The sequence below is a fragment of the Pseudomonas sp. GL_090 genome, from assembly GCF_057837765.1.
The window spans coordinates 3,858,788-3,885,756 of record NZ_CM174452.1; the positions used below are offsets into that span (position 1 = coordinate 3,858,788).

Genomic DNA, 26,969 nt, shown 5'->3' on the forward strand with positions numbered 1-26,969 from the left:
CCACGCTTGCCGATGCTGAAAGCCTTCAGGCCTGCTCGAATCGTTGCTGCAGCAAGTGCCGCGCAGTGCCTGCATTGAGGTAGGTGCCGATCAGTTCCGCCAATTGCTCATTCTTGAGCTTTTTGTCGTCCTGGCAGAACTGAATCAACTGTAACTGGACCCAGCGCTTTTTCTTGTCGAGCTTCGCATCAGGCGAAAAGAACGAGCGCGAGGCCAACTCAGGCATCGGCGCATCGTCTTCCAGCAGCAGATTCAAGTGCAGCCCCTGGCCCATTTGCAGAGCAAAATCGGCGATGTGCCGGATCGGCAATGGCGCCTTGAGATTAGCGAAAACGAAGTGCTCGGGAGTCAGTAGCAACGCAGTCTTGTTCGCCCGCTTGAGCATGCGCAGCGAGAACGGCAGCAGGCACGCCATCAAGACGACCAGCCCGCCGCCAGCACCCTGCATCATCGATTTGCTCTCCGTCAAAGCCAGCGGCGACAGCAACGGCAAAATCAGTAGGCCCAAGCCCGACAGCAACAGGAGTGTGAAGCAAACCAGGGTAATCCACCCGCGCAATCGTGCACCTTCATGCAGACGGACTTCGTCCGCGACACTGTCGGCCTGGGCACGCAATTCTTCCACGACCGTGGCGTCCTGCTCCACGTAATGATCGAGAAAATCCTCGGTCATGCGGGCACGCAATGCCTGGGGATCGGCGAAATAGCGATCCATCGCGGCGCAGGCTTGTGCCGCGATGATCGGGCGAGTCCCACGGTTCACCGCCTCTTTAAGCGCGACTTGCAAAGAAGTAACTCGCTCGCCATTGGATGGATGAGTGTCCGACGGATGAGGCAGGCTGGTTGCCATTTCCTCCTCGGGCAGGGTCAGTGACTGCGCGGCCAATTCCTGCACCACACTGGTTGGCAAGTCACGGGGCAGGACGTGCCCTGTGCTCGAGTTGGTCGCGCGGGCCACATGGGTAAATGCACTCTGCTGCAACAACGGGTCGATGGCAGAGATGCGCACCAACGCCGAGGCCGCGGCGACATTCCCCACCAACTCTGCGCCCGCCGCGTCCGCCGCCAGTTCCCGAACGCGGCTCCAATGGTTCACCGCATGGTCGAACCGCTCGAGAAAATACTCTCCGAGCATGAAGGCCGGCCACAGTATCGTTCGTTGCAGCACATCGCTATGGAGCATGGTCTCGGCAATCACCCCAAGGCTGTTGCCAATGCCATCGTAGATCGGCACGAAGCGCAAGCTGTACTCGGTATCGGCGCCGGCGAAGTGCGCCAGTTCGTGCCCGATCACCGCGCTGGTTTCTTGTGTATCGAGCAGTCCCAGATACACCATCGGCACGTGCAGGGTTCGGCCCTTGAGTGTGGTCTGCGAGGGGAGCAGATCGACGTTGCTTGAGGTGACGTAAAAACCTTCGGTCATGCCCAGAACGATGTGCTCGGGAGGTAGTGCACCGAGTCGATCGGCCAGGCCGCGAACAAACGCCCATAGCTGCGGAGCCTGTTCTGCCGAGATCTCCTGACCGAGGACGGGCATCGGCGTCGACTCGAACATGTGCAGCATGACGGGTAACTGCTTGCCCATCTGCCAGATCGAGTACAGGAAGCCGAATATCACCATCATTGCAATGGCAATCAACTTGATTTCACCGGCAAACATTTGTCCCGCACGCCAAAACACCAGGCTTTCGAAAGCCAGGATGGCCGCGGCCGCCGCGCCCATGAAGACGACATGGCCCACCAGCAAGTAAGGCAGGATACGACTGACTTCCGTAAAGTTGTACAGCAGTTGTTCACGAGACCGGCTCGCGCGCAATCCGGCCCAACCGAGCCAGAGTAAGCCCGACACGCCGATCAGCGAGGCCGTAAGGCCAAGGACGACGACACCTTTGGCCAGAGAGATTCTCACCGTATTTACCGGGATCAGAGTGTCAAACGCATCCTCGGCTTCTTCCAGGCGAGACAAGCCCAACGCAACGTCCACCCGTTCACCGTCGACATCGACTACGAGAGCGCTGGAGCCTCGTTTCCTGGAAAGCGCTTCGAGCTGCGGACGAATATTGTTCAGGTCAGCCCGGGCCTTGGCGAACTGCCGGCCGGCGTCACTGCTGCGTTGCAACTCCCAGATGCCAATCAATCCAAGGCAAAGCGGCAACAGCACAAGTACGGCAAAGAGTTTCAGATGTTTCATGAGACATGGCCTCAATCGTTGCATCGCCCATATAGCCATGGCGAGCAGAAAGTCCGTTTAAAAAAGGCGTGGAAGTCCTTTCGCGATTGCACAACCGGCCATGAAGTTACCGGGCGAAGTTGTACCTGGCGCGTTATACAGAAATGCCAGCGACATGTAACCTCTCCCCCCCCCAAACACTCGTTCACTCACCCATTCCTTCCGAACAGCGCCTCCCTGCCTCATCGATACTTCCTACAAACAACCTAAAAACTTCCTACAAAACTTGTTTTTTCAGCGATGCCCCTCCTCGTATTGAGTGAACCGGTTCACCTATTTACAATTTGAATTGTACAAAAAATTGGATCCAACACACTTCTCAAACCCTTGATACAGCTGGGTTTCACGGCTGTTTTCAGGTTATTTCCTACAAATAGTGGCATGTAGACAGTATTGCGATATGTATCAAAAACGCGAAAAAATCCGCTCCCGATTTGAACTTCTCGATTTCGTTGCTGCCCTACACAACGCTGATGGCAACTCAATATCTTTATGCCATCAAGCCAGACTAAATCATTTCTGGCCGCAAGTTTTTTTGATGTCAAACATCAGCAAGCACAACTCGTGAACAGATGTTCAATCGAGAAATTAGTAGCTCTTCACGCCCAGGTTAATCCGGGAATCCCTCGTGAAGTGTTCAAGGACGAAGTACCGATGACCCAAACGTTTTTTGATGTTGAAGCACTGATCAAGCTGCGAAGCCAGACCCGGGCCATTTCCGATGTGCTCAAGGCGCAGGCCTCGGATTATCTGGCGACCCTGGCTTTGCTGATTCGTCCTCAGGCGTTTTTCGGTGAGTACCTGCAGGGCGCGCAACGCAGCAGCGGGCGTGAGACCCAGCACCATTTCAAGGAACTCAAGGAGCTCTACGACCGCATCGGTTCTGGCGCGCCGTTCCAGCTGGTCAACGAACTCGAAGTCCCCCTCAACCTGCTCAGCACCACCCCGCAACTGTTTGCGCTGGAGTACGACAAGGTGCTGTCGCAAAGCGGCCAATCCATTCGCATCACCAGCCCCGTGCGCTGGGTGGTGGGCTTCAGTTCGTTCGACCTGGCCCGCTTTCGCACCGTCATCAAAGACCCCAATCGCAGCAGCGCTGAGCTGTACCGCTTCGTGGTGCATTACCTGGTGCTGTTCTACTGCCTGAGCAAATCGCCCGGCATCAGCCGCCTGCTCGAAGGCCTGCGCTTTCCCGTCAGTTTCGAACGTTTGAAGGAGTTCGGCGACCTGCCCTTCTGCGTCATCGGCTCGCCGGTTCGCTCGCAGTTGCCCGACGAGGCGGTGATCCGCAGCAGCACCCAGATCGCCGGCAACACCAGCTTCGAAGAGTTGGTGGGCCTTGAGAACATCATGGAAATGAACGATGAAATCCGTCAGCGCCTGCTGCTGACGATCGAAGGAATGTAACGCGCTCGGCCACCCATTGAACCGACACGCAAACGACTTGCAGCGAACTGTTCGCACAGGAGATCACGATGGCGAAGAAGGAAAGTACCCAGCACAAACTCGACCGCGTTCGCGCGCCTCGGGTCCACATCACCTACGACGTGGATATTGGTGACGCTCAGGAAAAGAAAGAGCTGCCCTTTGTCGTCGGTGTGCTGGGCGATTTCGCCGGCAACCCGCTGGAGCCGCTGCCGAAGCTCAAGGACCGCAAGTTCATTTTCATCGACCGCGACAACTTCAACGGCGTGCTCAAGGGCATCAAGCCGCGCCTGACCTACCGCGTCGACAACACCCTGGCCAAGAACGGCACGCAGCTGGGGGTCGAGCTCAACTTCAACGCCCTCGAAGACTTCGAACCGCAGAACGTGGTCAAGCAGGTCGAGCCGCTGCGCAAGCTGCTGGAAGTGCGCAACAAGCTGGCGGACCTGCGCAACAAGATGGGCGGCAACGACAAGCTCGAAGAGCTGCTGATGGACGTGTTGCAGAACACCGAGAAGTTGAAAACCCTGGGCAAGGAATTCGGCCGCGAAGCCGCCGTTCCGGCCACCGACGGCAAAGCGTAGGAGCCTGATGATGAACGACAAGCAAACCGTGACTCAACAGGACAGCACCCTGGTCGAAGTGGACAGCTTCACCGCGCAATCCTCGTTGCTCGACAGCATCATTTCGCAAAGCCGCGTGGCCCGCTCAGAAACCGAGCGCACCCGCACCCGCGACCTGATCGGTGAATTGGTCAACCAGATCCTGGAAGGCGAAATGACGCCGAGCAAGGACCTGATCGCCGTGCTCGATGCGCGCATCGCCGAGATCGACGCGATGCTCTCCGAGCAGATGAACGAGATCATGCACGCCAGTGAGTTCCAGCAGCTGGAAGCGTCATGGCGCGGCCTGAAGTATCAGGTCGACCAGACCGAGACCAGCACCACGCTGAAGATCCACCTGCTCAATGCGTCGAAGAAAGACCTGGTGCGCGACCTCAAGGCCGCTTCCGAATTCGACCAGAGCGCGCTGTTCAAGAAGATCTACGAAGAAGAATACGGCACCTTCGGCGGTGCACCGTTCGGCATGTTGTTGGGTGACTACGAGTTCAACCGCAGCCCGGAAGACATGTACCTGCTCGAAGAGATTTCCCACGTTGCCGCGGCCGCCCATGCGCCGTTCATTTCGGCGGCCTCGCCTGAGCTGTTCGGCTGGGATTCGTTTACCGACATGTCCGGCCCGCGGGATCTGGCGAAGATTTTCGACACCGTCGAATACGCCAAGTGGAAGTCGTTCCGCGCCTCCGAAGACTCGCGTTATGTCGGCCTGACCCTGCCCCACGTACTCGGTCGCCTGCCTTACGGCCCGGATACCACGCCGGTCGAGGAATTTAACTTCGTCGAAAGCGTCGATGGCCGTGACCACAACAAGTACCTGTGGATGAACGCCGCCTACGCGTTGGGCACCCGGGTTACCGATGCGTTTTCCCGCTACGGCTGGTGCGTGGCGATCCGTGGTGTCGAGGGAGGTGGTCTGGTGGAAGGTCTGCCGACCCACACGTTCAAGACCGATGACGGTGAAATCGCCCTCAAGTGCCCGACTGAAATCGCCATCACCGACCGCCGTGAAAAAGAGCTGTCTGACCTCGGCTTCATTCCGCTGGTGCACTGCAAAGGCACCGACTACGCCGCGTTCTTCGGCACCCAGTCGGCGCAGAAGCAGAAGCAGTACAACACCGACATCGCCAACGCCAACGCCCGGCTTTCCGCACAGTTGCAGTACATCTTCGCCACCTCGCGCATCGCGCACTACATGAAGGCGATCATGCGCGACAAGATCGGCAGCTTCGCTTCGCGCAAGGACGTCGAGTTGTTCCTCAACAAGTGGCTGTCGAGCTACGTGTTGCTGGACGACACCGCGAGCCAGGAAGCCAAGGCCAAGTTCCCGTTGCGCGAAGCCCGCGCCGAAGTGTTCGAGGTGCCGGGCAAGCCGGGGGTGTACAAGGCCGTGACCTACCTGCGCCCGCACTACCAACTGGACGAGCTGACCGCTTCGTTGCGCCTGGTCGCTGAATTGCCGCAATCGACCCGCGGCTGATCGAGCACATTGCCAGGGAGGCACCATGACCAGTCAACACAAGCTGTTGCCATCACTGCTGGACCGATTGCTGGACGATCGTCCACATCAGTCCATCGAAGCGTCATCGCAGCGCTTGTGTTCGCTGGCCGATTACAAGGCCAGCATCGTTCGCGACCTGGAAATCCTGGTCAACACCCGCCAGTCCCTGGTCGCCAACGAGCTGGAAGGGTTCGTCAACCTGAGCGGCAGCATCCTCGATTACGGCATGCCGGACTTCACCAGTCGCAGCGTGCTTGATCCGAAGGATCGCCTGCTGATCCAGCGACAGCTGGAGAAAGCGATCACGGTCGGCGACCGGCGCTTTCATAGCGTCAAAGTGCAACTGCTCGCCCAACAGACCGGCCAACGCATGCTGACCTTTCGCGTGGACGCGGTCCTGCGTCTGCAAGACGTCACCCGTCAGGTGTCCTTCGACGCGGTGCTGCAGGTCAACACCCAGGAATACAAAGTACAGAACCTCAACTGATGCTCGACGATCTGCTGCCCTATTACGAAAAGGAACTGTCGCACCTGCGCTTTTTGGGCCAGGAGTTCGCGAGCCAGTATCCGAAGATCGCTTCGCGGTTGCTCATCGAGGGCGATAACTGCGAAGACCCGCATACCGAGCGCTTGATCGAGGCCTTCTCGTTCCTGTCGGCGCGGGTGCATAAAAAACTCGACGACGAGCTACCGGAAATCGTCGAGTCGTTTCTCGAAGTGCTGTACCCGCATTACCTGCGCCCTACCCCGTCGATGTCGATCGTCGAGTTCAACCTGGGCAAGCAGGAAAAAGTCACCGAAGCCTTCCGCGTGCCCCGGCATACCGAACTCAATGCCAACCCGATCGATGGCGTGGTGTGTAAATTCCGCACCTGCTACCCGGTCGAGCTATGGCAGGTGGCGGTGCAACAAGCGTCGTTCATCGAGATGGAACGCTCGGCGTTCAATGGGCATAGCGCCGACCTGGTCGCGCGCTTGCGCATCGGCCTGGTGGCGACCTCCGACGTGATGTTCGGCAAGCTGGAGCTGGACAGCCTGCGGTTCTTCCTCGACGGCGAAAGCACGTTGATGCTGCAGCTGTACGAGCTGCTGTTCAACAACCTGGCCAAGGCCACGCTGACCTTCGAAGATCAGGGGCGCACCCGCGAGGTCGTCTTGCCGGCCAACGCGTTGAAAGCCGTCGGTTACGGCCTGGACGAAGGCCTGGTGGACTACTCCGAGCGCTCGTTCCTCGGCTACCGCCTGCTGCACGAGTACTTCACCTTCCCCGACAAATTCATGTTCTTCGACCTGTCGGGTTTTGCACGGATTCTGGCTGGCAAGAACCTCGAGAAAATCGAAGTCAATTTCTACTTCTCCGACTACGACTTGAACGACCGCCTGGCGCGCCTGACGCAAAATATCGGGCGCAATAACTTCAAGCTCAATTGCACGCCGATCATCAACCTGTTCCGCCAGCAGGCCGAGCCGATCAAGCTGACCCACGCCCAGCACGAGTACGCGGTGACGCCGGATGTGCGCCTGCAAGGCTCGGCCGAAGTGGTGTCCATCGATCGCGTACGACGGGTGCGCAAGGTCGGCGGTATCGATCAGGTCGGCACCTGTCATCCGTTTTTCGAACCCCGTGGCGATCAGGGCCCGGGGCAAAGCTTCTGGATTGCCCGGCGCCGCGCGGTGCACAGCGGCCAGCGCGACGGCTCGAACGTATTTATCCGGGTGGTGGATCGTGAGCTGGGGTTGATGGAGGCCAACAACGATACGTTGAGCATCCGCCTGACCTGCAGCAACCGCGACCTGCCCCTGATGCTGCCGTTCGGTGGCGAACGCGGCGATTTCCATATCCTGGGCAACTCGGTGATCCAGGACATCCGTTGCCTGCGCAAGCCCACCGCCACCGCCCGGGTGCCGCTGGGCAACGGCGTGATCTGGCGACTGATTTCGCACCTGTCGCTCAACCACATGTCGCTGGTGGCCCGTGGTCGCGAGGTGCTGCTGGAGCTGTTGTCGCTCTACAACTACCGCAACGTGTCGGCGATCCGCAAACAGATCAACGGCATCGTCTCGGTCAGCAGTGAACCCGTAGTCGCACGCATCGGCCACCCGCGGCCGAACTTCGTTCGCGGCGTCGGCATCACCCTCAATTTCGATGAAAGCCAGTACACCGGTAGCGGTGTGTTTTTGTTCGGCATGGTGCTCGACCACTTCTTCGGTCAGTACTGCTCCATGAACAGCTTTACCCAATTAACCCTTCGCACCTTGCAGCGCGAAAAGAGAGTCGTCCAATGGCCACCGCGAACCGGCGATCAACCCCTGGTCTGATCGACCAGGCACGGGCTGAGCCGCACCGATTCGAGTTTTTCCAGTTGGTGCGCTTGCTTCGCCTGCATTACAGCAGAACCGGGCGCATGGACCTGGAAACCCGACCGCACGAAGACCCTCTGCGTTTTCGCTCGCAGCTGTCGCTCAACTTCCCGGCCAGTGAAGTCAGCGACTTGCAGTTCGAGCGTGAAGGCAAGGTGTCCGTGGCCGGCCTGCCGCTGTCCGAGATGCAAGTCACCTTCATGGGGCTGGTCGGGCCGTCAGGCGTGTTGCCGCGCCCGTACACCGAGTTGTTGATCGAGCGGCACATCCAGTACCGGGATGACGCGGCCCACGCGTTCCTCGACATCTTTTCGCACCGCATGACCACGCTGTTCTACGAGGCCTGGCAAAAGTACAAGTTCTACATCGAGTACGAACGCAACGGCACCTCGGACTTCGACCGCTACCTGCTCAACCTGGTGGGTTTCGGCCCCGAGGCGCAGAAGCAGAAATTCGACAGGCAAGGCTCGCCCCTGCGCCGCGAATTGTTCAGCTATTTCTCCGGCCTGTTCGCCCAGAAACCGCGCAACGCCTTGAACCTGGTAGTGATGCTCAGCTTCTATTTTTCCCTGCCGTTCAAGGTCAAGCCGTTTGCCGGTCGCTGGCTGAAACTCGACGCCAGCCAATGCACGCAGCTAGGGCGCAAGAACGCGGTGCTGGGGCAAAGCGCCGTCGCCGGCAATCGGGTCTGGGATTACCAGTCGTGCGTACGCATCGAAACGGCACCACTGGAACTGGCCGACTATCAACGCTTCCAGCCAGGCACCGAGGACTACCAAAAACTGGTGGAACTGGTGCGTTTCTACGTCGGTGCGGAACTCGACTTCCAGTTGGCGCCAAAGCTCAAACCGCAGTCCGTACCCGTCGCCCGCCTGGGTCGCCAGGGCAACGTTTCCCTGGGCCGGCTCGGCTGGCTCAAACGACCAGGCGTCGACGTGGAGCCTTCCCGTTGCGCGCTCTTTCACATTCCTTTTGATGGGGTCTCCCTGTGAACCTGAAGTCCCTGTTCGCCAAGCTGAACGACACCAGCCGTACCGCCACCGAAAGCGCCGCGGCGCTGTGCCTGTCGGAACACCACTACGATGTCGAAATCGAGCACCTGTTGTTGCAGTTGCTCGACAGCCACGACAACGACCTGCCGGCCATCCTGCGTCATTACGACGTGGTGCCTGAGCGCTTGCAGGCGCAGTTGGTGACGGCACTGGGGACGTTCAAGAAAGGCAATACGCGCACCCCGGCGCTGTCGCCGCACCTGACCCGCATGATCGAACAGGCGTGGGTCCTGGCCTCAATCGAGTTCGGCCAGGCGCAGATCCGCACCGGCCATCTGTTGCAAGCCTTGCTCGATGACGATGAGCTGCGCCGGGTGGTGATCGCTGGCGCCGCCGAACTGGAGAAAATCAACGCCGACGATTTGCGCGTGAATCTGAACGCGTTGGTGGAAAGCAGCGCCGAGTCCGCCCTGAGCAAACCGCTGGGCACTGTCGACGTCGCCAACCCGGTAAAAGGCAACGGCAAAACCCCGGCCCTCGATCAATACACCATCAACCTCACGCAAAGCGCTCGCGAAGGCCGGATCGATCCGGTGCTGGGTCGCGAATTCGAGGTGCGGCAGATGGTCGACATCCTCACCCGCCGCCGCCAGAACAACCCGATCCTCACCGGTGAGGCCGGCGTCGGCAAAACCGCAGTGGTCGAAGGCCTGGCCCTGCGCATCATCCAGGGTGACGTGCCGTCGGTACTCAAGGGCGTCGCCATCCACACCCTGGACCTGGGCTTGTTGCAAGCCGGAGCCGGGGTGAAAGGCGAATTCGAAAACCGTCTCAAATCGGTCATCGAGGAAACCAAGCGCAGCCTGCACCCGATCATTCTGTTCATCGACGAAGCGCACACCCTGATCGGCTCTGGCGGTCAGGCCGGGCAGAACGATGCCGCCAATCTGCTCAAGCCAGCCCTGGCTCGCGGCGAACTGCGCACCATCGCGGCGACCACCTGGGCCGAGTACAAGAAGTACTTCGAGAAAGATGCCGCCCTCGCCCGCCGTTTCCAGGTGGTGAAGGTCGAAGAGCCGGACGAGGACAAGGCGATCCACATGTTGCGCGGCCTGCTGGCCAAGATGCAGGAACATCACAAGGTCACGGTGATGGACGAAGCGCTGCTGCAGGCCGTGCGCCTGTCCAATCGCTACATCACCGGGCGCCAACTGCCGGACAAGGCCGTCAGTGTGCTGGACACCGCCTGTGCCCGGGTCGCCCTGGGGCAATCGGCGCAACCGGGGCCGCTGGAAGACTGCAAGCGCCAGATCGACAACCTGCAGGCGGAAATATCGGTACTGCAACAGGAAGCCGCCAAAGGCAGCGACCATGCCCGCCGCCTGACCGCCCTCAACACCGAACTGCTGAGCGAACAGCAGACCCGCGATGCCCTCGAACAACAGTGGCAACGCGAGCTGCAACTGGTGGATCAACTCGGCGCCCTCAGCCACCCGGAGAATCAGGCACCGGATACCCAGGAGATTGCCGCGGTACGCGCCGAACTGGCCAGCGTCCAGGGTGAACAACCGCTGGTGCATGCCCTGGTGGATGGCGGCACCATCGGTGAAGTGATCTCCGGCTGGACCGGCATTCCGTTGGGCAAGATGCTGCGCGACGAAATCGAAACCGTGCAGCGCCTGCCGGCATTGCTGGGCGAACGGGTGCTCGACCAGGACCACGCACTGCTCGAAATCGGCAAGCGCATCAAGATTTCCCGCGCACGCATGGAAGACCCGAACAAGCCGATCGGCGTGTTCCTGTTGCTCGGCCCAAGCGGCGTCGGCAAAACCGAAACCGCACTGGCGCTGGCCGACACCCTGTACGGCGGCGAGCGTAACGTCATCACCATCAACATGTCCGAGTACCAGGAAGCCCACACCGTCTCCAGCCTCAAGGGTTCGCCTCCGGGTTATGTCGGCTATGGCGAGGGCGGCGTGCTGACCGAAGCCGTGCGACGCAAGCCGTACAGCGTGGTGCTGCTCGATGAAGTGGAAAAGGCCCACCCGGACGTGCTCGAACTGTTTTTCCAGGTGTTCGACAAAGGCGTGCTGGATGACGGCGAAGGTCGCGAGATCAACTTTCGCAATACCGTGATCATCCTCACGTCCAACACCGGGACCGACCGCATCATGCAGTGGTGCCTCAATGCCCAGCCGCAACCGACGCCGGACGACATCGTCGAAGGGCTGCGTGACGAGTTGAACCAGGTGTTCAAGCCGGCCTTCCTCGGTCGCCTGACCATCGTCCCCTACTACCCGGTCAAGGACGCGATTCTCGAGCGCATCGTCGCGCTCAAGCTTGCGCGCATTCGCCAGCGCTTCGAGCGCAATCATCAGGCCGTCCTGAGCTATGACGAGGCGCTGGTCAAGGCCATTGCCTCGCGCTGCACGGAAGTCGACAGCGGCGCGCGCAACATCGACAACATTCTGTCCAAGACCCTGATGCCGGAACTGGCCCAGCGGGTCCTGGAGCGCATGGCGCAGGACAAACCGATTCAGAGTCTGAACATCGAGTTGGGCAGCGACGGCGATTTCGCCTATCGCCTGAACTGATCGGGCATTTACAGGTAGTGGTCATGGACAAGAGATATTCAGGGAAGCGTCCCGAAAAGACAGCGTTGGCTAAATGCCTGACGGCGGTGGCGATGATGGCGGTACTGAGCGCCTGTGGCGTCACCGACCGGGTCGGCAAGCGGGTCGACAACACCTGGGCCGGCGACATGCTGTTCCAGGACAACGAGAAAATCATCCTGACGTCCGACGGCGGCAACCAGCTCAATCCCGATGCGTCCGGCCAGCCACTTTCGGTGGTGCTGCGCGTGTACCAGCTGACATCGCTGGAGCGTTTTGCCTCGGTGGACGCCGACTCGCTGTGGGACGACCCACAAAAGGCCCTCGGCAATACCTTGCTGGAAAACCGCGAAATCACCTTGTTGCCGGGTATGGGGCAAGTCGACAAGTGGCCGCTGAACAAGGCGGCGGGCTATGTCGGCGTCGCGGCTTTTTTCCGCACCGACGAGAACAGCCGCTGGAAGGTCGCGTTCGACGCCAACTCCCTGCGCAAGGACGGCATCTGGTTCTCCTCCGACGGCCTGCGGGTGCTGGTGGACAACAACACCGTGTCCGCCGTCAGTGGTGTCGACGTCCTGGACAAACCCAAGACCCAGGAACGACTGGCCAAAGCCACCGCCCAGCCCGACCCGTCTGCCGAACCGACACTGACCGAACGAGTTCAGGACGCCGTGGTGCAAAAGGCCCAGGACAAAGCCGTCGGTTCTGCGCAAAAAGCCGTGGACTCGAAATTGAATTCATTATTGGAAAGCGCTCAATGAGTAAGCAAAGCCGGGTGATGTGGTCCGAAGGCATGTTCCTTTTACCGCAACATTTCCAATATCAGGATGAGTTCCACCAGCATCAGCTGGCGCAGGCGACCCTGCGCAACACGCCCTTTCACTGGGGCGTGCAGTTGCTGGAAGTGGACGAGGAAGCCCTCGCCAGCGGTTCCCTGCAGCTCAAGCGACTGAAGCTGGTGTTTCCCGACGGCAGCCTGTTCGACGCGCCGCAGCACGATCCGCTGCCGGCCGCCCGGGATTTGAAGGACTTGCTCAAAGGTAACGACCTTAAGGTCTACGCCGCGCTGAAACTGCCTGAGCCCTTCGGCCTGAACTACGTCGAAGACGGCCAGGAGCAGAAGACCGGGCGACGCTTTCGCAAGCAATTCGATACCTTGCCGGACCTCAACGAAGGCGACCTGGAAAACGAAATCACCAGCCTGCGCCTGAACGTGGTGATGCTGATCGACGGCGACACCCTCGATGGCTACACCTGGTGCCCGATTGCCCGGCTGTCGCGCAACAACATCGGCGGCTTCAACCTCGACGGGCATTTCGTGCACCCGACGCTGCACCTGGGCACCCACGACACACTGATCGGGCTGGGCAAGCGTTTGCTCGGCGCCCTGCAATCCAAGAGCAAGGCGCTGTCGGGCCGTCGTCGCGAGCGCGCGGACCAGATTGCCGAATTCGGCTCCAGCGACGTGACCCTGTTCTGGCTGCTGAACACGGTGAACCGTGCCCACCCGGCCCTGGCGCACCTGCTTGCGCACCCGCGCCTGCACCCGGAGCGCTTGTATCTATTCCTGGCCGAACTCGCCGGCGGCTTGCTGACGTTCTCGCTGGACACCCAGCTCAACGACATCCCCGAGTACGACCACCACGACCCGGCGGCCTCGCTGGTCAAGCTCGACGAAATGATTCGCGTGCTGCTCGACAACGTGGTGCCGAACCAGTGTGTGGTGATCAACCTGACCCAGACCAAACCCTCCTACTGGCAAGGGCAATTGCACGACCCACGGCTGGCGGAGGCGGACTTCTACATCTCCGTGCACGCCGACATGCCGGGCGCGAGCCTGCTGGAACTGGTGCCACGGGCGTTCAAGGTCGGCTCGCCGGAAGACATCGAAGTGGTGGTCAACAGCGCCATGCCGGGGGTCACCCTCAATCATTCGACGCGCCTGCCCAATGCGATTCCGGTGCGACTGGACAATCACTACTTCTCCATCGAACCCCATGGCCGGGTGTACGAGCGAATGATGAGTGCCCAGGCCATCTCTTTCTATGCGCCCAGCGCGTTCACCAACCTCAAGCTTGAACTGATGGCGGTACTCAAATGACCGAAGCCGTACTGCAAGGCGCCGTTGCGGCCGCCCGTGAAAAACCGACCCTCAAAGACCTGGTGCAGGACTTCATCAGCATGGCGCTGATCGTGCGCAAAGGTCGCCAGGTGACGTCGGTCAGCGCCTTCGAGGCGAGCGTCGACACCTTCTTCAAGGCGCTGGAACGCAATGCCCGCAGCGCCGACTACAGCGTTGAACAGGTGAAAGACACCCAGTACGCCCTGTGTGCGTTCCTCGATGAAAGCGTGTTGCGCTCCGGGGACAACGAGTTGCGTCGCCACTTTGAATTGCAGCCGCTGCAGTTTCGCTACTTCGGCGTGCACCTGGCCGGCGAAGGTTTCTTCGAAAAGATCGACGCACTGCGTGGCGACGTCAAACAGAACCTCGATGTGCTCGAGGTTTACCACCTGTGCCTGGCCCTGGGTTTCGAAGGCAAGTTCAGCCTCGGGCAAAAGGACCAGCTGCGCTACCTGGCCAATACCCTGGGCCAGGACATCGCGCGTTTTCGCAAGACGCCCAAGACCCTCTCGCCGGACTGGGCGTTGCCCGACCAGGTCTCGCAGATGCTGCGTCATGAAGTGCCCCTCTGGCTCTACCTGGCGCTGATTGCGCTGGTCTGCGCGGGTGTCTACCTGACGCTGGACTGGCTGCTGGGCAAAGACCTGGCCGCATTGTCCGAACAAATCAGCCAGCTGTTCAGTGCCTGAAAACAGGTCAGGTAATCGAGTCAGGAAGACATGAAGACATTATTGCGCTCGTTGAAAAGTTTTTGGTTCCTCGTCACCGTCCTGTGGCTGGCGAGCCTGGCGGTTTGCTGGTTCGCTGCGCCGCACGTGAGCTGGTTGCGCGGTTATACGCTGGAGGCGATGGCGATCCTGTGCGCCTTTTACTTGCTGATCATCGTAATGCGTCAGTACAAGCGTATCCGGACTGAACAACACCTTGAGAATCTGGTGCAGCGTGAAGTGGATCGTTCGTTGAAGTCGAGCGGCGAATTCCGTGACCGCCAGGTATTACATGAACGCCTCAAGCACGCCATCGCCATGCTGCGCGCCGACCGTTCGGCCGGCGGCGGTGGCTCGTCGGCGCTTTATGATTTGCCGTGGTACCTGGTGATCGGCATGTCGGCAGCGGGCAAGACCTCGTTGCTGACCCGCTCCGGCCTGTCCGCAAGCATTGCCAGCAGCGCCAACGACACACAAAGCGGCACCCAGCATTGCGATTGGTATTTCAGCCCCGAGGCCGTGATGATCGATACGGCCGGCCGTTACCTGCGGGACGACCCGTCGGCCAGCGAATTCGCCGCCTTCCTGCGCATGCTGAAAAAGCAGCGCAGCAAGGCTGCGGTCAACGGTCTGGTATTGGTGGTGAGCCTGCCTGAACTGCTGGCGAACAGCGCGGCCGAGCGCAACGAGCTCGCCGCGCAACTGGTGTCGCGCATCGAGGAATACAACGATTGCCTGGACGCCAATCCACCGATCTACCTGATGCTGAGCAAGACCGATCAACTGCCAGGCTTCAGCCAGGCGTTTGAAGGCCTGGACCTGAACGAGCGCCAGCAACCGCTGGGCATGACCTTCGGCTTGTCCGAAATCCGCAACCAGGGCCTGCGCCCGGTGCTGGATGCCAAGCTGGCCAATTTGCACAGCCACATCCGTCGTCACGTCGACGCGCAGATGATTGCGCTGGGTGCCGACGCCAACAGCGCACTGCTGAATTTCCCGAACTATTTCGCCGAGCTTTCAGGCGTGCTGGAGAAGTTCCTCCAGCACTTCGCCGAGACCGGTCGCAGCGGCGCGCCGCTGTTACTGCGCGGGCTGTATTTCACCAGCGCCCTGCAGACCGACCAGCAACTGAGCCAGGTGTATGAAGACGACCTGGCCGAGTCGTTCGCCTTGCAAGCGGACCAAGAGCAATCGGAACAAGAGCAGCCCGAGCCAAGCAGCGGCAAGAAAATCAGCGAGCGCAGCTACTTCATCACCGATACGTTCCGTCGGGTGATCTTCCCGGACCGCGACCTGACCCTCTATCAGTCGCGCCTGGGCAAGAACACCTCCGCCAGCCCTGCCCTGCTGGGCCTGGCGGTACTGGCCGGGGTTGCGTTCATTGGCTGGCAAGCCCTGTCGTTCCAGAACAACCGTCAGTGGCTGGCCACATTGCGCGAGCAACTGACTGAGCTGCAACAGTCTGCGGACCGTGCCGGGCTGCTCGCCTCGGGCCAGGGCCTGGAACTGCTGCGCGAACAACTCTCGGCCATCGAGAAGCATCGGGCCAAAGGTGTGCCGCTGCAACTCGGCGCTGGCCTCTATCGTGGCGACGACCTCTACCGCGCCGCGCAGGCCGCCTATTTGCAGCAACTGCGCACCCAGGCGCTGGAACCTGTCACCTTGCAACTGCAATTGCAGATGCGCGCATTCAATGAGTTCGCCAAGACCATGGATGCGCAGAACAGCTTTGCGCCTGTGCCTTCCAAGGCCAATTCTGCCAAGGCGCGGGCACTGGGGCAGAAGCTGCCTACCGGCTTGAATAACGTGCCGCGCAGCACCGGCGATGTGGCCAATCGGCTGAGCGGTGCGGCCAAGGGCGCCGCCAACAAGGCTCGTGGCGAAGCCCTGACAGCGTTGCGCAACCCTGCCACGGCGAGCGATGCCGCTGAACTGTCGGCGACCACCGGCGGGCTGTCGTTGTCCGAAGAAATGTTGGGCCGACTGGATGAGCGCCAAGTGGCGTCGATCATCGAATCCTATAACGCGCTCAAGCTCTACCTGATGCTGACTCAACCCACCACTCACCCGGATCCGGAGTTCGTGGCGGCTGCGTTGCCGGCTGCCTGGGCCAATACCGCCAGTGCCGACAACCCTGTCAGTACAGCGGTGATTGAGGACAACGCGCCGGTCTACGTGCAATTGCTCAAGAATGGTCAGGCACCGACCTTGTCGCGCAACGAGCAACTCATCAACGAGACCCGCAATAGCCTGAAGTCCTTCATGATTTCCAGCTCGCTGGTGGACCGTGAATACCTGCGTCTGCAACTGGAATCCAGCCGACAGTTCCCGGCCGTCGGCTTGAGCGACCTGGTGCCAATGCCGGGCCGTCAGTTGCTGTACGGCTCCGAAGCGGTCCCGGCGATTTTCACCCGTCAGGGCTGGGAACAGTTCGTCAAGCCCGAGCTGATCAAGCTGGTGTCGGGCAACCTGCAAAACGAATCGGACTGGGTGCTCGACGGCGAAGGCGGCGACAGCATCGTGCAGAAAGCCAACTTCATCCGTGAGTTCATGACGCGCTACAAGCGTGACTACACCCAGGCCTGGTACACCTTCATCGACAGCGTTGGCGTTCGTCATTTCACCGACATGGCCAATGCGACCCAGCAACTGTCGCTGCTCAGCGACGTGCAGAACTCGCCGGTGAAAACCCTCCTGGCGGCGGTCAATGACAACACCCAATGGGACGTCCCCGCCCCTCGCGAAACCCTGCAAGCGGGCATCAAGCCCGATGACGGATTCTGGAGCAGCGTCACCGGGATCATCGACGGCAAGAACACCTCGCCAGGCGCGCTGATTTCGCCTTTGCCGGCGGTCGACGACGGCAGCCTGGCGAAGCGCTTCGAATCTGTGTCGCGGGTGTTCGCGGTGCAGAACGCCGAAGGTGCCGACAGCACGATCATGGACCGCTACCTCGCGGCCCTGCGCAAGCTCAAGGTGCGGATGAACAACATCCAGCGCTCACAGGATGTTGGCAAGAGCAGCAAGCAGCTGATCAGTGAAACCCTTGAAGGGCTGCCAAGTGAAGTGACCAGCGTGCGCAACTATGTCGAGACCACCGTCGACACCAGCCAGGGCGGTCTGTCCGATTCGTTGCAGGGCCTGTTCAGCCTGCCGATCCAGTTTGCCTGGGAAACCCTGCGAGACCCGGCCGGCCAACAGATTGCCAAGGCCTGGGCACAGCAGATTGCCAAGCCCTGGGAGCAGGTCATGGCGCACCGTTACCCGATTGCACCCGGCAGCCGCAATGAAGCCTCGGTCAAGGATCTGCAGCGTTTCGTCGACCCGGAATCCGGGCTGCTGCCGAACTTCAAGCGCAACGAAATCGGCAACCTGTCCGGTGGCGAAGGCCTGGGGATGAGCAGCAACAGCAAGGCTACGCCGCTGGTCAACCCGAACATGGTCAACAGCATCGACAAGGCCAGCTCGTTGGGCCAGGTGATCGCCAGCCTGTCGGACCGCGACAACGGCTTCGAGATCATGCTCGAACCTTCCGCCAACCTCACCGACATCATCTTCACCCTCGACGGCCAGGTGCAGCACTACCGCAACGGCAAGACCAGCTGGAGCCGTTTCTCGTGGCCGGGCACGACCACCACGCCGGGCGCTCGCCTGGATGTGGTCACCCTGAGCGGCGAGCGCATCACGGTGTTCGACTACCCGGGCCGCTGGGGCCTGCTGCGCATGAACGACAGCGCACGGGTCAGCGATCTGGACGGCATCCAGCAACGCTTCAGCTGGAACACCAGCAGTGGACCGGTCAGCCTCGCCGTGCGCAACTACGGTGGCGTCAAGCTGACGGACCTGGCCAACGTCAAGGCCTTGAGCGCGCTCAACGCCAAAGAAGGTCAAGCGCTGTGAGCCGCCGAACCTTGAAGCAGGGTTTTGGCCAATGATCGGCTGCTTCGGCAAGGTGCCCGCGAGCCCGGACTTCGTCAGCCTGCAAGGTGCGGGCGACGACGTCTGCGAGTTCGATAGCTGGCTGCAAGGGGCGCTGGCCGCCCTGCAGCATAGCGAAGACTGGCGCAAGCTGTTCGACGGATTGCCGCTGTGCTTTTTCAGTTACCGGGCGCGCAGCGGCAACTGGCTGCTGGGCGGGCTGATCAGCTCGAAGGATTCGAGTGGGCGGCGCTATCCGTTTTTCATTTTCCAGACCCTCAAGGCCAGCGAAGCCGAGCCTCTGGTCAATCCGTTCACCCTGGGCGAATTGTTCAGCGGGCAGATCAGGCCCTTGCTGCACATGGCCGTCCAGGGCGAAAGCACTTCGGTGCTGTTCGACCGCATCAAGGCCCTGCGCCCGTTGCAAGGCCAGGACTTCGAGTTGTTCCGGCGCGTGCATGACAAGTTCCTGGTGAATTTCAATCTGCGGGACATCGCTTGTGCGCTCCAGGGCACCTACCCCGAGTTCGTCACCAACGCCGTATTGACCCGGCTTCAGGCCCTTAAAAGGCATCTGGATCACGCAACGTCCATAGGCATCGCCCTGCCCTTGCCGGCGGAAAGGGGTTTGAAAAATCCGACTGCCGATCTGTGGGTCACCTGGCTGACGCAAATGACCCCGGAGCGCGCCGTGCCACAGATCAGCCTGCTGGCGGACGACTTCATGCGGCCCCGGCTGATCTGTTTTGCCTCACGCAATACCAGTGATGCCTATCGCCTGCTGACCGGCATCGCTGACCGTTCGCAGAGCTATGACGTGCTGGCGTCTTTCGATGCCTTTGACGAGCACCACCGCACACACGCCTTTCCCGAAATCGACCGCCCTCTGGGTGACGTTATCGACCGTTTTGTCGATGCCCTGGATTCGAAGCCTGTATGAACAAGATCAAGTATTACTTCTTGCGCTATCAACCCTACATCCTGGGGGTGTGTTTTTTCCTCGCGATCTTCGTGGTGTGGGGCATCGGGCGTGCGTTCGGCTTCAGTTCGCTCAACAGTCTGCTGACCGGCATCGGTGTGTTCCTGGTGTTGTCCGCCGGTTATGTGCTGCTGCTTAATCGAGGCGTGTCCCGGCATCACGACCTCGAAGGCCTGCTGCGCGAGGATGCCGATCAGGCGGTATTGAACGCGAGCCCGGCGGATCGCGAGGAAGTCAGCCTGTTGCGCGAGCGTCTCTTGCAGAGCATCGAGCGCTTGCACAGCAACAAGCCACGGGGCAGCAACCCCAAGGATGCGCTGTATGCCCTGCCCTGGTACCTGGTGGTCGGTCAGCCAGCAGCGGGCAAAAGCACCATGCTCTACCAGTCGGGACTCAACTTCCCCTATGCCGAGCGTGAGGGCGTGCGAGTCGCCGGTCTGGGTGGTACGCGCAACTGCGACTGGTTCTTCAGCTCCGAAGCCGTGCTGCTGGACACCGCCGGCCGCTACATGAACAACCAGGAAGAGGCCGGCAAATGGCGCGCGTTCCTCCAGCTGCTGCGCCAGCATCGCCAGCGTCGGCCGCTCAATGGCCTGATCGTCACCGTCAGCATCCACGACATCCTGCAAGCCTCGCTCGAAGATCAGGAGCGCATCGCCAAGCGTCTGCGCGAACGCATTCAGGAAACCCATGCCTTGCTGGAAGTGCGGTTGCCGGTGTACCTGGTGTTCACCAAGTGCGACCTGGTGCCGGGTTTCGCGCCCTTCTATCGCCAACTCGATGAAACCGCGCGCGGCGAAGTGATGGGCAAGACCTTCTCCCACAAAGGTTACGAACAGGCCGACTGGGGCCAGCGCTTCGGCGTCGCGATGGACGAACTGGTCAGCTACTGGCACCAGGTGGCCAGCCAGCAATTGGTCACTCAGGACATCCAGATCACCCGCCAGGATTCGGCGGTGTATCGGTTCCCGCTGGAACTGGCGGCCCTCAAGCCACGGCTGCAACTGTTCGTCGATGCCCTGTTGCGCGCCAACCCTTATCAAAGTGCAGAGCTGCTGCGCGGTTTCTATTTCACCAGCGCGCTGGATGCAGACCAGCCGGAAATGGGCGGACACGCACGGCAGGTGACAGAGCGCTTTTCCCTGGAAGGTGATCGGGAGATCGCCAACGGTCACGCGCAACCGCGCCCCTTGTTCATCAACAGTCTGTTCCGCAAAGTCATCATTCCCGACCAGCATCTGGTGGCGCTGTACACCACCAACCACCGCGAGCGTCGGCGCCGGGCGACCTGGATCGGCGGCGCCGGACTGGTCGCGGTACTGCTGTGCAGCCTGTTGGGCTGGTCGTACGTCAACAACAAAAACACCCTGCAAAGCCTCTCGGCAGAACTGACCCAGGCTGGCGTCGACGACCGTTCAATACCCGCTCAGTACACCGATTGGCAAACCCTGGATCGCCTGCGTTTCTGGACCGCGCACTACTACGCGCAACACCACGACGAAGGTGTGCCGCTGCGCATGCGCCTGGGGCTCTATCAAGGCCACAAGGTAGAACCACTGGTGCGCAGCCGCTATTTCGACCGGCTGGAAAGCGTGATGCTCAAGCCCACGGCCGACAACCTGACCCGCTCGCTGTACTTGCTGACCACCCTCAAGGTCTATCAGCGCAACGCCAAAGAGTTGATGCCCGTGACCGGGGTCGACAGCGTTGAACCGAAGGCGCTACCCAATGACAACCGGGCGCAGTCCATCGCCGGTTTCGGCAAGGCGACGCTGGACACCTACGTCATGCTGTCCCGTGCACAACGGGAAAAGGCCGACCCTGGGTTCCTGAAAGCGAAAATCCCGGATTACTGGTACCCGGCAATTGCCCGTCAGGTCGGCAATGCCAGTATCGCCGCCTCTGACTATGAATTCGCCAGCCGCCAGATCAATTTCTACAGCGACCAGATCCACCAGCCGGACGTGCCGCGGATCCTCGATAACGCGTTCCTGATCTCCAGCTCGCGCAACTACATCAACAGCCTGCTGACCCAGTCGTTGCGCTCGATCGAAACCATCACGCTGGAGTCGGACACCCTGTTCGCTTTCGCCCGTGCGGATTTCCAGAGCCTGAAGACCGAAGGCCAAAGCCAGCTCAGCGCGATCGCCGGCAAGCTGCTCAGCACCCCCAACATCGGAAAAATCATCATCGCCGGGCATGCCGATCAACTCGGCGATCCCCAAGGCAACTTGCAGGTTTCCAAACAGCGGGCACAAACCATCAAGACCTACCTGGTGGGCAAAGGCGTGCCCGGCGAGCTGGTCGAAGCCGTCGGCGAAGGCAGCAACAAGCCCTTGGTCAAGTGCGATATGCAACAGCCAAGAGCGCAGCTGATCCGCTGCCTGGAGCCTAACCGGCGGGTAGAAATCGAAGTGCGGGCACTCAACTGAGCATGCGCGCCTTGTGAAGAAATACCGGTACCCGGGTCATCTCGACGAGAGGCCCGGGCCGGCATAAGACACCTCTGTTGATCGATTCAAAGAGGTTAAAACGAAGGGCTGCGACCTGCTTGCAGGTGACATCCCTTTAAATGAAGGTAAGGAGAAAAAAGAAATGGCATTTGACGCATACATCCAGATCGACGGCATTCCTGGTGAAGTTCTGGACGACAAACACAAGGATTGGATCGAAGTGCTGGGCTACGAGTACGGCGCAACCCAAGCGACTTCCGCGACGGCCAGCTCTTCGGGCGGTGCTTCGTCGGAGCGTGTTGCGTTGAGCGACTTCAGCATCCGCAAAGCCGTGGACAAGGCTTCCGCCAAGCTGTTCGAAGCCTGCTGCAAAGGTACGCACATCGCCAAGATCCAGCTGAACGTGAACCGTGCCGGTGGCGACAAGGTCACCTACCTGACCATCAACCTGGAAGAAGTCGTGGTGTCGTCCGTGAAAGCGGTCGCTGGCGGCAGCCAGAACGGTGAAGACAAAGCGGTTGGCGATCTGCCGATCGAGGAAATCAGCTTCAACTTCGCCCGCATCAAGACCACCTACACCCAACAAAGCCGTGCCGATGGCCAGGGCGGCGGTAACGTCACCGGTGGCTGGGATCGCACCGCGAACAAGGTTTTCGCATAACACCGCAGTAATGACGGGCCGCGCACGCGGCTCGTTTTCGGCACCGCGCCTGCCCGGCAGGCGCGGTGTTCTTCTATTCTGATCAGAGTTTCCCATGTCTGAATTTCTCAACGACCTTTCGCTGGCCGAACTGACCGCGCCCATCAATGAGGGGAGTGGCGAAGACCTGAGCTTTTCCACCTTGTTCGATCAGGTGAAAGAAGCCCGGCGAGCAGACCCCGATTACCTGACCCAGGGTGACTGGCAAACCGACCTGAAGTCATCCGACTGGGATCTGACCCTCACCCTGGCGGCCCAAGGCCTGGCTCGACAGAGCAAGGACCTGATGCTCGTCGCCTGGCTCAGCGAAGCCTTGGCGCACAAGCATCATTTCACCGGTATCACCTTCGGCCTGACCCTGGCCGAACGCCTGCTGGACAATTTCTGGACCGGCCTCTTCCCCTCCCTCGAGGATGGGGTCGATGAACGCGCTGCCCGTCTGGCGTGGATGAAAACGACCCTGGCGGATGTCGTGGGCGGACTGCCGATCACCCAGGGCCAACAGTACGGCCTGCTGCGCTATGACGAGTCCAGGCATGTCGAAAACCTGGCGTTGCAGAACCCCCAGGCCATGCGCGCCGCCCTCGACGAAGGCAAGATCAACGCCGAGGTGTTCCAGCGTTCGGTGGTGCTGACCGACTCCGATCACCTGCGCCAGAAAGCCGGCGAAATCGCCGCCAGCCTGAAGGCCTGCCAGCAACTGCAGAGCACCGCCGACAGGCTGTTCGGCAATGACGCGCCAAGCTTTGCCGAGCTCCATGACGTGTTGTCCCGCGCCGGCCAACTGGCCGAGAAACTGCTCAAGGATCGCGGCATCGAATTGCACCCGGCGCCTGCCGCGCCCACCCCGGTCGTATCCGAAAGCGCTGGCGCACAACATGCAGGTGCCGCAATGACCCAGACCCAGCAAGACATCCCAGTCACACCGCTGCGCACCACGCCACAGACCCGTGACGAGGCATTCACCCTGCTGGCGGGCATCGCACAGTTCTTCAAGCAGACCGAACCCCAGAGCCCTGTCCCCTACCTGATCGAACGGGCGATCAAATGGGGCAACATGCCGCTCGAGGGTTGGCTCAACGATGTGATCAAAGACAGCAATGTGGTGGACAACATCCGTGATGTGCTGGGGACGAAGGAGGCGAAGTCCTGATGGACAGCCGGTAGCAAACCCGACGCACCGCTTGACGCCGCATCACCGCTGATCCCCTTCCTTACCTTTCTCTCCTCCCCCATGCCGGGCCTGTGCCCGGCGTAAGCCTGTGCCTGCCGTTTGTCCGCTGCTGCCCGTGACGCACATTTTTGCGTGCCATCCAGCCAGAAACTCCGTTCAGGGTCTTGTGCTTACGGTATTATGGTATACCATCAGACGCACAGACACCCAAAACCTCTACGGAGCAGCTCATGAGTTTCGAAATCCGCAAGATCGTCAGCTATGTCGAAGAAACCTTTATTGAAGGCGGCAAAGCCACCGATAAGCCCGTGACCATGGTCGGTCTGGCCGTGGTGATGAAGAATCCCTGGGTGGGCAACGGTTTCGTCGAAGACCTGAAACCACAGATCCGCGCCAACTGCTCCGACCTCGGCGCGCTGATGGTCGAGCGTCTGGTGGGCATCATTGGCGGTGCCGAGAAAATCGAGGCTTACGGCAAGGCTGCGGTGGTCGGCGCCGATGGCGAGATCGAGCACGCTTCGGCGGTGATCCACACCCTGCGCTTCGGCAACCATTACCGCGAAGCGGTCAAGGCCAAGAGCTACCTGAGCTTCACCAACAAGCGCGGCGGTCCGGGCACTTCGATCCAGATCCCGATGATGCACAAGGACGACGAAGGCCTGCGTTCGCACTACATCACCCTGGAAATGCAGATCGAAGACGCCCCTCGTGCCGACGAAATCGTCGTGGTCCTGGGTTGCGCCGACGGCGGCCGCCTGCACCCGCGCATCGGCAACCGCTACATCGACCTGGAAGAACTGGCCGCCGAAAAAGCCCAGTAACCGGCCAGCAGAACGACAACAAGAAGGCATTGCAGGAGCGCTCCATGATTCGGCTCACCGCTGAACTCACCCCGGCTGGCACCAGTTACCTGGCGACCGGCCAAGGCCAGCCCGTGGTCTTGATCCACGGCGTGGGCCTGAACAAAGAAATGTGGGGCGGCCAGATCGTTGGCCTGGCCACGAAGTACCGCGTCATCGCCTACGACATGCTCGGCCATGGCGCCAGCCCGCGCCCGGAAAGCGGCACGCCGCTGCTCGGCTATGCCGACCAGTTGCTGGAGCTGCTCGACCACCTGCAATTGCCCAAGGCAACGGTGATCGGTTTTTCCATGGGCGGGCTGGTGGCGCGGGCGTTTGCCCTGCACTACCCGCAACGCCTGGAAGGCCTGGTGGTGCTCAACAGCGTGTTCAACCGTAGCGCCGAACAGCGCGCCGGGGTCATCGCCCGCACCAGCCAAGCTGCCGAACACGGGCCGGACGCCAATGCCGAAGCGGCACTGTCGCGCTGGTTCAGCCGTGAATACCAGGCCGCGAACCCGGCGCAGATCGCCGCGATTCGCCAGACCCTGGCCGGCAATGACCCGCAGGGTTACCTGACCACTTACGAACTGTTCGCCACCCAGGACATGTACCGCGCCGACGACCTGGCCAGCATCAAGGTGCCGACGCTGATCGCCACCGGCGAGCTGGACCCCGGTTCGACCCCGGAAATGGCCAGGCAACTGGCCGAACGCATTCCCGGTGCGACCGTTGCCGTGCTCGCCGAGCAACGGCATATGATGCCCGTAGAGTCTCCGCGCCTGGTCAACCAGCTGTTGCTGGAGTTTCTGCAGACCGCGCACTCCCAACAAAACCAGATCAAGGGGATCGTTGCATGACACTCGCACGCTTCCAGATGTGCATCGGCGGTGAATGGGTCGATGCCCTGTCCGGCAAGACCTTCGAAAGCCTCAACCCGGCGCTGGCCGAGCCTTGGGCCGAATTGCCCGACGCCGACGAAGCGGATGTCGAGCGCGCCGTACAGGCCGCGCAAACCGCTTTCGACAGCCCGGCATGGCGCGGTTTGACCGCCACCGCGCGCGGCAAATTGCTGCGACGCCTGGGCGACCTGATCGCCGAAAACAAAGAACAACTGGCGCAGCTGGAAAGCCGCGACAACGGCAAGCTGATCCGCGAAACCCGTGGCCAGGTCGGCTATCTGCCGGAGTTCTTCCACTACACCGCAGGCCTGGCGGACAAGCTCGAAGGCGGCACTCTGCCGCTGGACAAGCCGGACCTGTTTGCCTACACCGTGCACGAAGCCATGGGCGTGGTGGCCGCTATCATTCCGTGGAACAGCCCGCTGTACCTGACCGCGATCAAACTCGCCCCGGCCCTCGCCGCGGGCAACACCATCGTGATCAAGCCGTCGGAACACGCCTCGGCGACCATCCTCGAACTGGCACGCCTGGCACTGGAAGCCGGGATTCCACCGGGAGTGGTCAACGTCGTCACCGGTTACGGCCCGAGCACCGGCGCCGCCCTCACCCGCCATCCGCTGATCCGCAAGATCGCCTTCACCGGCGGCGCGGCCACGGCGCGGCATGTGGTGCGCAGCAGCGCGGAGAACTTCGCCAAACTGTCGCTGGAACTGGGGGGCAAATCGCCGAACATCATTTTCGCCGACGCCGACCTCGACAGCGCGATCAACGGCGCCATCGCCGGGATCTACGCCGCCTCCGGGCAGAGTTGTGTGTCCGGTTCGCGCTTACTGGTGCAGGACGAAATCTACGACGAGTTCGTCGGTCGTCTGGTGGAACGCGCCCAGCGCATCCGCATCGGCAACCCGCAGGACGACAGCAGCGAAATGGGCCCGATGGCCACCGCGCAGCAACTGGCCGTGGTCGAAGGGCTGGTGGCCGATGCGATTGCCGAAGGCGCGCGCCTGCGCCTGGGCGGCAAGCGTCCGGAGAATCTGGGCGACGGCTGGTTCTTTGAGCCGACGCTATTCGAGTGCGACCGCAACTCGATGAAGATCATGCAGGAAGAAGTCTTTGGTCCGGTGGCCTCGGTCATCCGGTTCAAGGACGAAGCCGAAGCCCTGGCGATTGCCAACGACTCACAGTTCGGCCTCGCCGCCGGCATCTGGACCCGCGACCTGGGCCGTGCCCATCGCCTGGCCCGGGACGTGCGTTCGGGGATCATCTGGGTCAACACCTACCGCGCGGTCTCGGCCATGGCGCCGATCGGCGGTTTCAAGAACAGCGGCTATGGACGCGAAAGCGGCATCGATTCGGTGCTGGCCTACACCGAGCTGAAAACGGTGTGGATCAACCTGTCCCAGGCACCGATGCCTGATCCCTTCGTGATGCGCTAGG

Annotated in this window: 19 protein-coding genes; 18 read left to right on the forward strand and 1 reads right to left on the reverse strand. The window is 61.0% G+C overall.

The window, feature by feature from the left end; all coding sequences use genetic code 11:
• Nucleotides 1–25: 25 nt before the first annotated feature.
• Nucleotides 26–2,191 (reverse strand): M48 family metallopeptidase, encoded by a 2,166-nt coding sequence (locus AC3ITA_RS17240; protein WP_489278015.1) that lies wholly within the window; start codon nt 2,189–2,191, stop codon nt 26–28.
• A gap of 693 nt (nt 2,192–2,884) precedes the next feature.
• On the opposite strand from AC3ITA_RS17240, the gene AC3ITA_RS17245 reads away from it, so the two are divergent.
• From AC3ITA_RS17245 to AC3ITA_RS17330, 18 genes are all read left to right on the forward strand, one after another.
• Complete coding sequence (locus AC3ITA_RS17245) at nt 2,885–3,637, forward strand: hypothetical protein (RefSeq protein WP_489278017.1); 753 nt, start codon at nt 2,885–2,887, stop codon at nt 3,635–3,637.
• Between the two features lie 68 nt (nt 3,638–3,705).
• Nucleotides 3,706–4,239, forward strand: coding sequence for a type VI secretion system contractile sheath small subunit (gene tssB, locus AC3ITA_RS17250; protein ID WP_150674124.1), 534 nt, complete (start codon nt 3,706–3,708; stop codon nt 4,237–4,239).
• A gap of 10 nt (nt 4,240–4,249) precedes the next feature.
• Entirely contained in the window at nt 4,250–5,752 is a 1,503-nt protein-coding gene (tssC, locus tag AC3ITA_RS17255; protein ID WP_056723981.1) for a type VI secretion system contractile sheath large subunit, read from the forward strand.
• Between the two features lie 25 nt (nt 5,753–5,777).
• Nucleotides 5,778–6,260 (forward strand): type VI secretion system baseplate subunit TssE, encoded by a 483-nt coding sequence (tssE, locus tag AC3ITA_RS17260; protein ID WP_414928120.1) that lies wholly within the window; start codon nt 5,778–5,780, stop codon nt 6,258–6,260.
• Nucleotides 6,260–8,092, forward strand: coding sequence for a type VI secretion system baseplate subunit TssF (gene tssF, locus AC3ITA_RS17265; protein WP_414928121.1), 1,833 nt, complete (start codon nt 6,260–6,262; stop codon nt 8,090–8,092). The genes tssE and tssF overlap by 1 nt, the downstream gene beginning before the upstream one ends.
• Nucleotides 8,056–9,126 (forward strand): type VI secretion system baseplate subunit TssG, encoded by a 1,071-nt coding sequence (tssG, locus tag AC3ITA_RS17270; RefSeq protein ID WP_489278020.1) that lies wholly within the window; start codon nt 8,056–8,058, stop codon nt 9,124–9,126. The genes tssF and tssG overlap by 37 nt, the downstream gene beginning before the upstream one ends.
• Entirely contained in the window at nt 9,123–11,720 is a 2,598-nt protein-coding gene (gene tssH, locus AC3ITA_RS17275; RefSeq protein ID WP_489278022.1) for a type VI secretion system ATPase TssH, read from the forward strand. The genes tssG and tssH overlap by 4 nt, the downstream gene beginning before the upstream one ends.
• A 23-nt stretch (nt 11,721–11,743) precedes the next feature.
• Nucleotides 11,744–12,499, forward strand: a complete 756-nt coding sequence (tssJ, locus tag AC3ITA_RS17280) for a type VI secretion system lipoprotein TssJ (protein WP_095942920.1) — start codon at nt 11,744–11,746, stop codon at nt 12,497–12,499.
• Nucleotides 12,496–13,839, forward strand: coding sequence for a type VI secretion system baseplate subunit TssK (tssK, locus tag AC3ITA_RS17285; protein WP_095942919.1), 1,344 nt, complete (start codon nt 12,496–12,498; stop codon nt 13,837–13,839). The genes tssJ and tssK overlap by 4 nt, the downstream gene beginning before the upstream one ends.
• Nucleotides 13,836–14,549, forward strand: a complete 714-nt coding sequence (icmH, locus tag AC3ITA_RS17290; RefSeq protein WP_095942918.1) for a type IVB secretion system protein IcmH/DotU — start codon at nt 13,836–13,838, stop codon at nt 14,547–14,549. The genes tssK and icmH overlap by 4 nt, the downstream gene beginning before the upstream one ends.
• A 30-nt stretch (nt 14,550–14,579) precedes the next feature.
• The gene (locus AC3ITA_RS17295; RefSeq protein ID WP_095942917.1) at nt 14,580–18,467 is read left to right on the forward strand and encodes a type VI secretion protein IcmF/TssM N-terminal domain-containing protein; all 3,888 of its coding nucleotides are present in this window, start codon (nt 14,580–14,582) and stop codon (nt 18,465–18,467) included.
• 31 nt (nt 18,468–18,498) lie between these two features.
• A complete protein-coding gene (gene tagF, locus AC3ITA_RS17300; RefSeq protein ID WP_095942916.1) occupies nt 18,499–19,425 on the forward strand; it encodes a type VI secretion system-associated protein TagF in 927 nt (308 codons plus the stop codon).
• Entirely contained in the window at nt 19,422–21,896 is a 2,475-nt protein-coding gene (gene tssM, locus AC3ITA_RS17305; protein ID WP_489278026.1) for a type VI secretion system membrane subunit TssM, read from the forward strand. Before tagF ends, tssM begins: the two co-directional genes overlap by 4 nt.
• A gap of 163 nt (nt 21,897–22,059) precedes the next feature.
• Complete coding sequence (locus AC3ITA_RS17310; RefSeq protein WP_007978712.1) at nt 22,060–22,578, forward strand: Hcp family type VI secretion system effector; 519 nt, start codon at nt 22,060–22,062, stop codon at nt 22,576–22,578.
• Between the two features lie 94 nt (nt 22,579–22,672).
• Nucleotides 22,673–23,770, forward strand: a complete 1,098-nt coding sequence (tssA, locus tag AC3ITA_RS17315) for a type VI secretion system protein TssA (protein WP_489278029.1) — start codon at nt 22,673–22,675, stop codon at nt 23,768–23,770.
• A gap of 251 nt (nt 23,771–24,021) precedes the next feature.
• Nucleotides 24,022–24,612 (forward strand): amino acid synthesis family protein, encoded by a 591-nt coding sequence (locus AC3ITA_RS17320; protein ID WP_003225712.1) that lies wholly within the window; start codon nt 24,022–24,024, stop codon nt 24,610–24,612.
• A 44-nt stretch (nt 24,613–24,656) separates the two neighbouring features.
• The gene (locus tag AC3ITA_RS17325) at nt 24,657–25,490 is read left to right on the forward strand and encodes an alpha/beta fold hydrolase (protein ID WP_095942913.1); all 834 of its coding nucleotides are present in this window, start codon (nt 24,657–24,659) and stop codon (nt 25,488–25,490) included.
• The gene (locus AC3ITA_RS17330) at nt 25,487–26,968 is read left to right on the forward strand and encodes an aldehyde dehydrogenase (RefSeq protein ID WP_489278032.1); all 1,482 of its coding nucleotides are present in this window, start codon (nt 25,487–25,489) and stop codon (nt 26,966–26,968) included. Before AC3ITA_RS17325 ends, AC3ITA_RS17330 begins: the two co-directional genes overlap by 4 nt.
• The last annotated feature ends 1 nt before the right edge of the window (nt 26,969 follow it).